General features: G+C 55.3%; 10 protein-coding genes and 1 tRNA gene. 6 read left to right on the top strand and 5 right to left on the bottom strand.

The window, feature by feature from the left end; all coding sequences use genetic code 11:
* Positions 1-606: 606 nt before the first annotated feature.
* Entirely contained in the window at positions 607-1,065 is a 459-nt protein-coding gene (locus tag K239x_RS15515; protein WP_145419160.1) for a hypothetical protein, read from the bottom strand.
* Positions 1,066-1,114: 49 nt separating this feature from the next.
* Positions 1,115-1,417, bottom strand: a complete 303-nt coding sequence (locus K239x_RS15510) for a hypothetical protein (RefSeq protein WP_145419159.1) — start codon at positions 1,415-1,417, stop codon at positions 1,115-1,117.
* 1,359 nt (positions 1,418-2,776) lie between these two features.
* On the opposite strand from K239x_RS15510, the gene K239x_RS15505 reads away from it, so the two are divergent.
* The 3 genes from K239x_RS15505 (at position 2,777) to K239x_RS15495 (ending at position 5,311) form a co-directional block, all read left to right on the top strand.
* Complete coding sequence (locus K239x_RS15505) at positions 2,777-3,157, top strand: hypothetical protein (RefSeq protein WP_145419158.1); 381 nt, start codon at positions 2,777-2,779, stop codon at positions 3,155-3,157.
* Positions 3,154-3,801: an AP2 domain-containing protein gene (locus tag K239x_RS15500; RefSeq protein WP_145419157.1), complete on the top strand. Its 648-nt coding sequence runs from the start codon at positions 3,154-3,156 to the stop codon at positions 3,799-3,801. The genes K239x_RS15505 and K239x_RS15500 overlap by 4 nt, the downstream gene beginning before the upstream one ends.
* A gap of 244 nt (positions 3,802-4,045) precedes the next feature.
* On the top strand, positions 4,046-5,311 hold the full coding sequence (locus K239x_RS15495; RefSeq protein WP_145419156.1) for a tyrosine-type recombinase/integrase: 1,266 nt from the start codon (positions 4,046-4,048) through the stop codon (positions 5,309-5,311).
* On the opposite strand, the gene K239x_RS15490 is transcribed toward K239x_RS15495, so the two are convergent.
* Together K239x_RS15490 and K239x_RS15485 are read right to left on the bottom strand one after the other, a co-directional pair.
* Positions 5,286-5,357, bottom strand: a tRNA-Gln gene (locus K239x_RS15490). The two genes, K239x_RS15495 and K239x_RS15490, sit on opposite strands and share 26 nt — an antisense overlap.
* A 220-nt stretch (positions 5,358-5,577) precedes the next feature.
* Positions 5,578-6,279, bottom strand: a complete 702-nt coding sequence (locus K239x_RS15485) for a redox-sensing transcriptional repressor Rex (RefSeq protein WP_419189001.1) — start codon at positions 6,277-6,279, stop codon at positions 5,578-5,580.
* A gap of 788 nt (positions 6,280-7,067) precedes the next feature.
* Between K239x_RS15485 and K239x_RS15480 the strand changes: the two genes are divergently transcribed.
* Positions 7,068-8,960 (top strand): hypothetical protein, encoded by a 1,893-nt coding sequence (locus K239x_RS15480; RefSeq protein WP_145419155.1) that lies wholly within the window; start codon positions 7,068-7,070, stop codon positions 8,958-8,960.
* Positions 8,961-9,142: 182 nt separating this feature from the next.
* Here K239x_RS15480 and rny read toward each other — a convergent pair whose 3' ends face one another.
* Complete coding sequence (gene rny, locus K239x_RS15475; protein ID WP_419189000.1) at positions 9,143-10,747, bottom strand: ribonuclease Y; 1,605 nt, start codon at positions 10,745-10,747, stop codon at positions 9,143-9,145.
* Positions 10,748-10,806: 59 nt separating this feature from the next.
* On the opposite strand from rny, the gene K239x_RS28700 reads away from it, so the two are divergent.
* Positions 10,807-11,106, top strand: coding sequence for a hypothetical protein (locus tag K239x_RS28700; RefSeq protein ID WP_419188999.1), 300 nt, complete (start codon positions 10,807-10,809; stop codon positions 11,104-11,106).
* Positions 11,107-11,400: 294 nt separating this feature from the next.
* Positions 11,401-12,546 (top strand): tRNA lysidine(34) synthetase TilS, encoded by a 1,146-nt coding sequence (tilS, locus tag K239x_RS15465; RefSeq protein ID WP_419188998.1) that lies wholly within the window; start codon positions 11,401-11,403, stop codon positions 12,544-12,546.
* Positions 12,547-12,553 lie beyond the last annotated feature (7 nt).

Genomic DNA, 12,553 nt, shown 5'->3' with positions numbered 1-12,553 from the left:
GGACCTCGGGTTGTTGCAACGCTACTGAACCATGCTACACACTCGATACGCCTCTTTCATCATGGTTGGGATCATATCGCAACGCTCGGCGATTGATTTGATTATTGACGATGTCAATTCATCACAGATGGCATTTTAGTGCTTGGATTCTTAGACACCGCACACCAAAGCCGTGTCTATGGATAGCCGCTGATCAATGCGGAATTTTCAATGTGTGACAAAACCGCAGCCGATAGCGACGGAGCCAAGCTGTCGGCTACGGCAGACAGGTTTCGTGTGTTCTCTCACCACCTCCCGTCCAGCTTCGCCAGATCATTTTGCACGATGGCTACAGCGTGTCTCAAAAATGGCGAAATGCAGGGTTTCAAGTCGTCAATTTTCGGAATGAAAACGTCGATCCTGAATCCAGCTTCAAAGATTCAAGTGACTTGTATAAGTGCCCGTTTTTGACGGGCTCGACTTCGGCTAGCATCACATAACGCGAAGTCGGTGTTCTAAAAAGCACCGTCGCCGGGAGTATTGAAACCGACGACGGTGCTGCTATCAGGACTCAAAGCTGCCGCCGTCTTTACGGACCAATGCGGAAACAGCGGCAACGAGTCCGGCTTATTCTGGGTCGACCGCGAAGATTGCATCCACTGGACAGAGACCGTCTTTGATTCGTCGCTCGATTGTTGTGGCTCTTTGTGACGTTCGGAGGCTCCACCAACCGCAAGTCTTGGCAACGTCGCCCACACGCAGGTAGACCGGTTTGACGGGCTTGGATCGGGGCTTTCCGAACACAACAAATTCATGCTGGAGGCCTCGCTTGAGACGCTCTCGCATCAACGTTGGTTTGACGCGGAACACTCTCGACCACCAGGACATGGGCCTTTTCCACGCGCCCAAAATAATCAATGGGTCTGCTTCGTTATGCTTCCCCAGGATGATCTCTGAATCCGTGTAGCCTCGAATCAATCTTCCATAAAGGGTATGGTACGAAATCTTTAGACGCTCGGACCAGTCGGCCAAGAATAGGGTCTCACCTTCATGTGTGACGGGGTATGGGCGGCGTCGTTCTGTCATGCTGTTTTTCTCTGTTGGGATCGTTGGACTACTGGTTGCCGGAATCCGGTCACTGGTTGCTGGTCAATTGACCGTTTGACCGACGCTGGAATCCCATCTGCTTTCGCACAGCATCCTTGTTCGCGATGTACTCTTCCGTGGTCATCGTCTTGGGATTGAACAGCGGTTGTGGTGGATTCGCGATGGCATCGCGGACGGTGGCTGTGACCGTGGCTGTGATGTCTTGGCTGCTGGCCAGTTCGGCTTTGAGAGCTGCATTCTCTGCCAGGACTCGCTCGTGGTCTGCGACCAGTTTGTTCAGATCTGGTTCGGCTGCCGGTTGATCGGCTGCGTCGGTTTGTTCTTCGGACATTGGTCGTTTTCCTCGTTCGGATTGGTTTGATTCGATTCCCTATCCGTAACTTGTTCGTCGCGAAAGGATTTCGTCACCGTCTGCAAAAGAATTGTCGAAATAATGCTGCGGCACCCCATAATAGGTGGTGTGCTAGCGAGCACTTTTGCCAGAAATCCCCTTCAGATCGCCTCAAACACGAGGAATAGTCACTTTCACCACTCGCGGCACAAATGTACCTTTCTTTCTTCCTTTCTTTATTATTCTTTGATCTCACCCGATTAGGTATAGAAGGTAGATTGGAGGTCGCGAGTGCGAAATGCACTAACTCTCGTGTCTCACGCGATCTGAAGGGGATTGCTGGCAGAAGTGCTCGCTACCTTACCACCCACCAGAGGTGTGGATTGAGCGGACCTGGCCGGGAAGGCCCTCTTTTAGGTGTGCGAACGGACACCATAGGGGCCACAAGTTCACTGCTTGGTGGAATTTTCATAACATTCGACGGATTTTGACCAATCCAGCATTTCCCAGGCGGCGGAGTAAAGGTGCCCAGGCACCACACGAGTTTGGCTTAGCTTGAAAAGCAATCGTCAATCCACACGCCTGCGTGCCCAGAAAGGCACCTCACGTCGCCCGTAAGGGCATCGGATCACAATCATTGGAACTCATTGCACGCGGTAGCCAAGGTCGCTTAGAATCGGTCTCAGCGATTATGCAAAATTTGTGCCAAATCATTTGACCCGACCCAGTTTGTGTGGTAGAGTTCAAGTAGCAAAACTGCTTCATCGCCGAGCACCAGGATAAATCACCCTCACCCGCCATACCGCAAATTAAGTTGCGGCGTCCGACACGATGTCGGCCAGACTTTGACTATTGAACCGTCGACACGGCTTCAATTTCTCCCGCGTACTGACTGGTTGTCAGACTGAATCGGAAGGGAGGAACCAACAACGACAGATGTCGTTGCCGTTCCTCTTATCTATTGCCGATCCATTGAAAATCTGCACCAAGTGCCATCAGTCCAAACCCGTCACCGACTTTGGGAAGCGAACCAAGAGTAAGGACGGGGCACGCTCTCGTTGCATAGTCTGCGAACGCGAGGACGGGCGAAAATATCGTCAGTCGAACCCTGATAGCGTTCGATTGTCGACACAGAAGTACCAGAACGCCAACCGCGACAAGATCCGCGAGTATCAACGGGCGTATCAATCCCGACCGCTTTTCGAGATCGCACGGGAAAGGTTGCAGGCGTACCGGGAAGAAAAGCAGGAAGCCGTCAACGACTCGACTCCCGATAGGGTATCTCTTGATTTGTGTAACATTTCACCCGGTAATTTGCGGGGTGATATGAGGCACTTTTCGGATTCCAGACCCTCCAGATTGGCCCACTCAGACACCACACCTCTGACCGCCCGCTCCCTCGCCCAGATTCACCGTCCGCGTCCTGATCGCGTCACCGATACGACAGAGTTGACGCCGCGTGCGTTGGCACGTGTCCACACGTTGGCCAGCCGTCCGGCTGACCGCTACTTGTACGTGACCGCCATCGACGTGACTGAACGCGACTTTGCACCGGGTATCGGTATGAGTCATTCGATTGTGACCGGACGCCTGAACGTGTTCCGTGTCGGCTGTGGCTTCGTCTACCACCACGATTACGATCGTCAAGAACGGCCAGCAGATCAGTTCAAGATCTTGACAGAACTTGGACATCAACTGAGTCGCGAAACCGTAGCCATGTTGTCGGAGGTGTCACGATGAAAATTGCAAGAATAGAACTGTCATCGAAAAAATATCCTGATCTTGTGACGTACTGTGACATCGACTTGGTGGATGCGATTGGTGGCGGATGGTATCCGGCTGTCAAACCACGCACGACCTACGCGGTTCACGTCGTGACGATCGATGGCAAGCGAAAAATGCAAAAGTTGCACCGCTTGATATTGGAACTGAGAGGGGTCGAGTGTCTCAAACACGTCGATCATCGCGACGGCGATGGACTCAATAATTGCGGCTTCAACTTGCAACCGATGACCCACCGCCAGAATCTACGGGGCAAACGCGTCAGCGGCTCGTCAAGATTTTGTGGGGTGTCGTGGAACAAGCAGTCAAGCAAGTGGAAAGCTGAAATCCGGAATCCATCAGGCAAGCAACTTTACCTTGGTCTCTTCCACAACGAAGTCCAAGCAGCCCAGGCGTATGACGCAGCCGCACGCGAGCTGTACGGCGACCAAGCGAAGATCAACTTTGCGGACCACCGAATCGACATCCACGACATCGACGCGACGACAGCCGTTGTCGTGTTCCAACCCAATGTTGATAGTCGTAATGTCCGATGCCGCGAAGTCTGCGACCAGTACGCCCGAGACGTTGCAGCCGCGTTGGTGGAGGTGTTCAATGCTTAGCTTCACCAATGACTTCGTTGATATGCTCGCAGCCGCAATTGTCGCGAGGATGCCACAACCGGAACCTAAGCCAAAACCAACTACGCGATTGGTCGATGGTGCAGAATTGGCCCGTCAACTCTGCGTCTCACTGTCTTTCATCGAGAAACTGAGAGGGAATGGGACCATCCCAAGTATCCTGATTCGTTCCAGCCGACGCTATGACGTGGACGAGGTGATTGCAGCATTGAAGGAGAGAAACTGAATGGCCACACTGAGTAAAGAGACCGGACGCACCGGGCACCGCCTGCAATTTCGACAAGACGGCAAACGCCGTTCGCTGTATATCGCAGACCGATCAAAGCGACGTTGTGAAACGGTCAAACGCCACGTGGAAGAGTTGCTGCGGGCCAGCGGATCGGGCGGCAAGCCTGAACCCGCTACCGCGTTGTGGGCCGACAAGTTGACCGGCAAGATTCGCGACAAGCTGCAAGAGTGGGGATTGATCGAAGCGAAGCGAGTCACGAACGATGCTGACAGACTGCTGGACTCGTTCTGTGGTTCGTACATTGCGAAGCGGACAGACTTGGCCCAAGGCACGATTGACAACTATGGCCACGCCCGACGACTGCTTGTGGAACACTTTGGCGAGGACCGTTTGATTGAGTCGATTACGGTAGCCGACGCTGAACAGTGGCGTCGATGGCTGCTGACGATTCCGGTGAAGTGGGACGCCGATGGCAACGTCATCAAGACGATGGCAGAGGCAACCGTCAGTAAACACGTCAAGCGAGCCAAGACGATGATTGACCACGCGGTCAAGGATCGATTGATTGACTCGAACCCGTTCACCGATCTAAAGACCGGTAGTGAAGTGAATCGTGATCGTGACCACTTCATCAAACCATCGGTAGCCAAGATCGTGCTGGACGCCTGCCCAAGCTCACAGTGGCGTTTGATCTTTGCCCTTGCACGCTACGGCGGACTTCGTCGGTGCGAAGTGTTGGTGATGACCTGGGACGACGTGCTGTGGGACATCGGCCGGTTGCGTATCGACTCGCCCAAGACTGGCTTGCGTGAATGTCCAATCTTTCCGGAACTGCTTCCATATCTTCGCGAAGCATTCAACGACCGACCCGATGGTGCTGTGCGTTGCATTCACCGATACCGGAATCGTTCCGGACTTGGGACGCTTATGAATCGCGTGATTGAATCCGCAGGCATCACACCGTGGCCTAAGACGTTTCAGAATCTCAGAGCGACACGACGGACAGAGTTGCAGGAGCGTCATCCCGACCACGTCGTCAACGCTTGGCTTGGCCATTCGAGTGCGACCGCTGCGAAGCACTATTTGCAAGTGACTGACGACCACTGGGAGGCCGGTTGTGGGGTCGCGAGTGGTGCCACACCTGCACCCACACAGCCCTTTAGGGAAACGGGCCTGATAGAAAACGCCGCGTTTACGGCTGTGGCCGGTTTCATAGGGGCAGAATATGCCCCCTTAGCTACCCCGCAAGGACTTGAACCTTGAATGGCTGGACCAAAACCAGCTGTGTTGCCAATTACACCACGGGGTAGTGAGCGTGTGCGGCGAATCTTAGCAATTTGACGCCACCTGCTAAAGAGGACTCCCAAAGTTCTTTTGGGTTCACTCGTTTGACAACTGGCGGACTTGGTTGCTCTGTCCGACGAACACACGATTCTACGACACTTTTAAAGATCGTGAACCGGGGGTTCAATACGAATCGCAGCTATTTCCTCGGATTTAGTGCTTCCACGGGTCTAGCCGCTTCGCACTCACTTGCGTTGCTGCACGCTGAACGCCAATCGCTGCAGCTCGCTGGCCAAGTCGACGTTGACCACGGCGATCGCCGATGACAGTCGCAAAGTCGTCGGTGCGAAATTTAAGATGCCGGTGATTCCCCCTGCCACCAGTTCACCGGCAACTTCCCCCGCCTTCTCAGCCGGCACCGCCAATATGGCTAGATCAGGCGAGAAGTCCGACAAAACTTGTGCAAGCTCCGATGCGTCGCGAACTCGCACGCCGCCGATCGAAGTTCCGATCCGATCGGGATTGGCGTCCAAAGCGGAAACCAGGCGAAAACCCAGTCGTTCGAATCCGCGATATCGCAGCAGAGCATCGCCCAATGATCCGACGCCCACCAAAATCACTTGCCACTGGTGCCCGGACCCCAGGACGCCGCCGATCGCTTCGATCAATAGCTCCACCGTATAGCCGACACCTCGCCGCCCGATTGTCCCCAGAGCACTCAGGTCACGACGGACCACCGCGGGCGAAACGTTGACCAATTTGCCGAGCTCCCGACTGTTGATCGAATGAGTCCCGGCGTCACGCAGCCGATACAGTTCGCGGTAATACAGGCTGAGCCGGCCGACCGCGGGCTCGGGAAGATTGCGACGACTGATCGCGGCATCGCTGGCAGAGAGCGATGGGGATTCATCGTCAGGAATTGGAGCGGCGTCAGATGAATCGGGCAAAGTAATGGATGCCGTTTGATGCGGGCGAAGTAGATGTGGGTGGGGTAGATGTGGGTGGGGTGACCGGATGCCATCGCGGCTTGTGAATTCTATCAGGTTGCTAAAGACCCGGGTGATCAAGCGCGCGGAGCGAGTCGCTGCGTCAACGGTACCGCGCCGCTTAAGTGTTGCCGCGATGCGTGAGCAGTCCGGCGATGCTGAATTCTCGCCGCGATGTGGTTAGGAGGGGCGGCTGGTGTAGGGGAATGGTGGCGACCAACAAGTGGCGGCGAAAAACATGGGAATGGTCAGAATCAGTTGGCCGCCGCCGTTCGCTGGCTTGGAGAGTCAGCTCTCTGAATCCAGATAGGTAGCAAATGCGGGGGCTTCTAGACCGCAAAGCGGTGTCTTGTCCGAACCGCTGCGCATCTGAACAGCATTTTGGTCGTCTGCGCACGGCACAATTGGCATATCCGCTACAGCTTGTAATGACTGCAAGACAGGTCCCCGCAGTCGTTGCTTTTTACCACCCTTTGCTCCTTTGCGTAATCAACCCTTGCTCCGTAGACGATTAACTCTACGTATCGAGGTCCATTGTCCTGGTGCACAAGGTTCGCACGACCAACCCATCCTCCCACACGCATTGCGTTGCACGAAGGTTGGCGAAGTCAGCCGGCTTGCCGTTCCTCCCGGACATCAGGCCGGATTGGTTCACTGGATCTCGTTACTGCCCACCTGGGTGAGTGCCCGTGTGGGTGTCGCATGCTGCGTCCTCGCAACAAACAAGTTGTTTCCTACGGAGAAGAAGAATGAAAAGGCTATGTATTCTGTCGTTCGCCACGATCGCTATGATCGTCGCAACGGCAAACTCAGCCAGCGCTGCTTATTGTGGTGCTATCAGCTACCAAGGCTGTAATGGCTGTGGTGGAAATGTTGTAAGCGGTGAAGGTGTTGTCGCTGACGGTGCCATCATGAGCGCACCAATGGCAGAAGGCACAATCGTTGACGGTGGCGCTGTCGCCGCTGCACCGATGGCTGCTCCTGCTGCCGGCGGTACTTACACCGTGATGCGTAACGTTCAAGAAACGGTTTACGAGCAAGTTCAAGAAACTCGCTATCGCACACGCAACGAAACTTACACCGAAAACGTCGCTGTCCCGGCCACTCGTATGGTTCCGGAAACGACTTCACGTGAAGTTCAATACACCGTGATGGTCCCGACCTACGAAACTCGTAGCCGAACGATCAACTACACCGTAAACAAGCCTGTTTACGAAACACGCACGAAGGTTCACACGTACAACGTACGCAAGCCTAAGTACGAAACACGTACTCGCACGATCAACTACACAGTCAAAAAGCCTGTGTACAAGACTCACTCGCGTACGATCAACTACACGGTCAAAAAGCCTGTTTACCAACAGCACTCCAAGCAAGTGAACTACACGGTCAACCGCCGCGTGACTCAGAACCACAGCAAGAACGTCAACTACACAGTGATGGTTCCTGTTCGTGAGCAAAAGTCGCGTACGGTCAACTACACCGTGTACAACACAGTTCAAGAGCAAAAGACTCGCACCGAAAACTACCGAGTTTCGGTTCCTGAGACTTACACCAAGACGATCAACGTTGCTGGTGGCTCATGGCAAACGACAACCCAGACGATCCCTGGGAAAATGATGCGAAAGACCGTTCGCGGTCCAAGCACTTCGTACTACGATGCTGCTACTTGCCGCACTGTAACTTGCCCCGGCAAGTGCCAAACGATCTGTGTCCAAGGTTGCCCACAAACGATCTGCAAGAAAGTTTGGGTTCCTACCTGCGAGCAAAAGACTGTCACTTGCACACGTTACCGTAGCGAATGCCGCACCCGCGTCATCCCTTACACTGTCTGCAAGCGAGTTCCTGAGTGCCGCACCAAGGTAATCAACTACACGACCTGCAAAATGGTTCCCGAGTGCCGCACACGAGTTGTCAACTGGACAACTTGCAAGCTGGTACCTGAGTGCCGTACAAAAACTGTCAACTACACGACTTGCAGCACTGTTTGCGAGCCACGTACAAAAGTTGTCAACTACACGACTTGCAGCTACGTCTGCGAGCCTCGTTGCAAGACTGTTAACTACACCGTTTGCTGTGGCTACACATGCGAACCACGTACTCGTACTTGCAACTACACCGTCTGCAAGATGGTTCCTGAGTGCCGCACCAAGACCTGCAACTACCGCGTTTGCAAAATGGTCCCACAGTGTCGCACCAAGACTGTCTGCAACACGACTTACCGCAAAGAGTGCTACACCGTGAACAAGTGTGTTACTAAGTGCCGCAAAGTTTGCGAGCCTTACACAGTAACTCGCTGCGTTCCACGAGTAGTTTGCAAGCAAGTTCCAGTTCAAGTTTGTGCTCCTGCTCCTGCTTGCAGCAGCATGGGTGCTTCGGCTGGTGCTTGTGGCGGATGTGCTCCAGCAGCTTCGGCTTGCGGATGTGCACCTGCAGCAGCTTCTTGCGGTTGCTCGGCTCCAGCAGCAACTTGCTGCTCGGCTCCCAAGGCAACTCCAGTTCGCACTCTGTTGAAGAAACTCTTCAGCTGCGGTGGCGGATGTGCTAGCAGCTGCGACAGCGGCTGCGACGTTGCACCATCATGTGGTTGTGACGTAGCTCCATCATGCGGCTGCGAAGCTGCACCAGCTTGCGGCTGCTAGACCGAACTGAATTTGCTCGACGCAACGGGCAGGTCACGTTCGCATAGGATGCACGCGACATTTTGGCCGGGTGAGACTGATTCGTCAGACTCACCCGGCCTTTTTTTGCGCGCTAATGCAATGTCCCCATCGCATCGCAACCCAAACGGTTGCTAGGCGTCGTTTAGCGACTTGGCGGGTGGCTACTTGGCGGTTTCGGTGAACCGGGACTCTCGGACCACGGTAACTTTAATCTCGCCCGGGTAGGTCAGTTCTTTCTCGAATGCTTTGGCAATATCGTGACAGATGGCGGCGGCCCGCTCGTCATCGGTTTTGCCGCTGTTGACGATGACTCGCAGTTCGCGGCCGGCGCTAATGGCAAACGCCTGTCGTACCCCTTCAAAACGCTTGGCAATCGATTCCAGTTCTTCCATTCGCTTGACGTAGCGTTCCAGCGATTCGCGTCGCGCCCCCGGCCGGCTAGCGCTGCAGGCATCGCCCGTCGCAACGACCATGGTGTAAGGATGCTCGGTGACGATTTCGTCGTGATGCCCAAACGCGGCGTGGACGACTTCGGGGCACTCGCCATTGCGACGCAGAATATCGGCACCGATCTTGGGGTGACCGCCTTCCAATTCGTGATCGGCTGCTTTGCCGATGTCGTGCAACAGACCACAGCGCCGAGCCAGATCGCCGTCCATGCCCATCATCTCGGCCACCATGCCGGAGATGAAAGCGACTTCGACACTGTGCCGCAGGACGTTTTGGCTGTAGGAAGTCCGGAAATGCAATCGGCCCAACAGCCCGACCACGCGGTCGGTCAGTCCTGGCACGCCGACTTCGTCCGCGGCTTCGCGACCTTTCAGCATGATGAATTCGTCGATCTCTTTGGTCGTTTCTTCGACGACTTCTTCGATCTTGGATGGGTGAATGCGCCCGTCGGCAATCAGTTTGTTCAGCGATTGGCGAGCGATTTCGCGGCGGACGGGATCAAAACCACTGACGATGACCACGCCGGGCGTATCGTCGATGATCAAATCGATCCCGGTGACCTTTTCAAACGCGCGAATGTTTCGACCTTCGCGGCCGATGATGCGACCTTTCATGTCATCGGTCGGAACATCGACACTGCTGGTCGTGGTTTCGGCGGTGAAGTGCGACGCGTATCGTTGGATCGCGGTAAGCAGCATTTCGCGGCTTTGCGCTTTGACGACGTCGGCCAACTGCTTTTTGTGTTTCAGCACGGCTGAACCACGTTCGTGTTCCAGGTCCCGCTCCAGCACTTCCATCAGGTGGGCGGACGCTTGTTCGCGAGACATGCCGCTGGCTTTTTCCAGAACGTCTTGCTGTTCTTGGGTGATCGTCTGCAGTTGTCGTCGTTCTTCGATCGCAGCCTTGATCTGGGTTTCCAGTCGTGACTGGCTGCTTTCCATGCCGCGTTGCTGTTTTCGCAGGCCGTCTTCTTGCTGCAGCAGTTGTTCTTCGCGGCGATCGAGTTTCTCTTCGCGTTGATGCACTTTGCGTCTTTCGCGGCTGATCTCTTGTTCGCCTTCTTCTTTCAGTCGCAACACTTCTTCCTTGGCTTCAATCAATAACTGAGCCTTCAGGGTTTCGCCTTCGCGATTCGCTTCGTCCAGGACTTTGTCGGCGCGTTCTTGCAACCGAATCTTACGGACAGAGTGCTTCCACCGACTGTAGCCCAGCATTAGCACGGCACCTGAAAGGACGCCGGCTAACGAGTAGAGCAGAAAGAGATTTGAATCCGCCAACAATCCTGCGATCGCTGGCGGCATTAGCAATGAACTCATGTTTATGTCCTCGAGAGGGAGGACGCAAAAACCACCTAGGCTGGGTTGTTGGTCGCTGAATGATTTGCCAATTCCAAGTTCGCGGTCGATTCACTGCGGAGGCACTGAGCACTGCGGAGGCACTGAGCACTGCGGAGGCACTGGGCACTGCGGAGGCACTGGGCACTGCGGAGGCACTGGGCACTGCGGAAGCACTGAGCACTGCGGAAGCACTGAGCGCCGAAGTCCGACGATCAGCGACTAGCAGACGGCGTCGCGGTCCGACAACCATCGAAACGCAGTCGACGCACCACCGGATCCAATTGCGAGCGGCGAAAAGCGAGAGGAAGAAATTCCACATCGGACCGGCCGCAGTTTGAGAGTGATTGGATGAGAAACGAAGAATAGGTAAGCAGCGATTTTGGACGTGTCATAGCACGTGGCCAAGATCCCTCAGGAGCAGGGGGGCGGCCGACGCGCGGGGTGATTTTATTGTCCGGAGGAGTTGTTACGCTCTTGATTGACGCACGACAATTTCGCGGATTCGCCAATCAACGACGAAGTTAACACATTTCTAACCCTGCAGTGGGTGGCTCGCGGTGAGTGCGATCTTAGAAATACGAAAAAGCCGTCTCCCACTTGTCCTTAGTCCTCTCCCTCCGTCGTCTGCCAGCGTGTCTGCCATCGTGAACGATCTCGATTTGAACTCGCCGCCCGATGATTCGGATCGCTCGCAAGGCGAATCGGGGAATGCGGCGAGCGATACGCGATCGAGCAAGTGGCAAGAGCTGATCGATTCACTGCTTGGTGCCTGGCCGACGCAGCGGTGGGCCGAAGTGGGAGTCCTGGTGGGCTGCAGCGGGGGCGCCGACAGCGTGGCGCTTGCGAGGCTGCTGCACACGATCTCCCGTGAATCGGTCGACGGAATCTCTCGACGCGGTTTTATTGTGCTGGCCCATTTTGATCATGGATTGCGAGGCGATGAATCGCGAGGAGACCGGGATTTTGTGGTCGATCTGGCGGCCCGATTGGGAGTCGATTGCCGGTTGGGGACATCGGATTCGCCCGATGATCTGGAAGCTGGTAGCACGAGGGCTGACGAAGCTTATTTGCGTTCGCAGCGTTACGCGTTTTTGAAACAAGCCGCGGGTCAGACCGGATGTCGGTACATCGCGCTGGCGCATTCGCTGGACGACAACGTCGAAACGGTGCTGCATCATTTGATGCGTGGCACCGGTCCGGCTGGGTTGGCGGGGATCGCGCCGGCACGCGAAGCCGGCACTAGGCCACCGGAGAATGATTTTGTGATCACTCGGCCTTTGCTCAGTGTCAGGCGGCAGCTGATTCGCGACGGGCTAAGTGAGATCGGCCAAGCGTGGCGGGAAGATTCCAGCAACACCGACACGGACTACCAACGCAATTGGATTCGCGGTGAACTGTTGCCGTTGATGCAGACGCGATTTCCCGAAGTCATCCCCGCGATCGGGCGCGCGATTGATTCGCAGCGTCAATGGCGATCGGTGATCGACCAACAAGCCGATCAGTGGATCGCATCCCACGCGTCGATTGATCCGATCGTACTGCAGCGCCGCGCGGACCATGATCCCAGCGTCACCATCGCAGCGCTGCAAATGCTGTGGAAACAAAGCGGTTGGTCGCGTACCGCGATGGGTCAGCGTCATTGGCAGCAGCTTGTCGAATCACTGGTCAGTACATCCAACCATCGCTACTCACTTCCCGGCGAAATCGATGTCCTTGCCGAGGGCGACTTGGTCACCGTCAAGGTATTGCCGCGGGATCAACGTCGCAGCGAAGCTTGATTGAGAA

The sequence above is a fragment of the Stieleria marina genome (genome assembly GCA_007741555.1).
Lineage (GTDB): Bacteria > Planctomycetota > Planctomycetia > Pirellulales > Pirellulaceae > K23-9.
Note: the sequence above shows the minus strand (reverse complement) of the source record. Positions and strands in the feature narration are given on the sequence as shown.

Bases quoted from the DNA above. Each gene is read 5' to 3' on its own strand.
- K239x_RS15500 (WP_145419157.1), top strand. From the start codon at position 3,154: ATGAAAATTGCAAGAATAGAACTGTCATCGAAAAAATATCCTGATCTT.
- K239x_RS15480 (WP_145419155.1), top strand. From the start codon at position 7,068: ATGAAAAGGCTATGTATTCTGTCGTTCGCCACGATCGCTATGATCGTC.
- K239x_RS28700 (WP_419188999.1), top strand. From the start codon at position 10,807: ATGATTTGCCAATTCCAAGTTCGCGGTCGATTCACTGCGGAGGCACTG.
- K239x_RS15510 (WP_145419159.1), bottom strand. From the start codon at position 1,417: ATGTCCGAAGAACAAACCGACGCAGCCGATCAACCGGCAGCCGAACCA.
- K239x_RS15495 (WP_145419156.1), top strand. From the start codon at position 4,046: ATGGCCACACTGAGTAAAGAGACCGGACGCACCGGGCACCGCCTGCAA.
- K239x_RS15515 (WP_145419160.1), bottom strand. From the start codon at position 1,065: ATGACAGAACGACGCCGCCCATACCCCGTCACACATGAAGGTGAGACC.
- rny (WP_419189000.1), bottom strand. From the start codon at position 10,747: ATGAGTTCATTGCTAATGCCGCCAGCGATCGCAGGATTGTTGGCGGAT.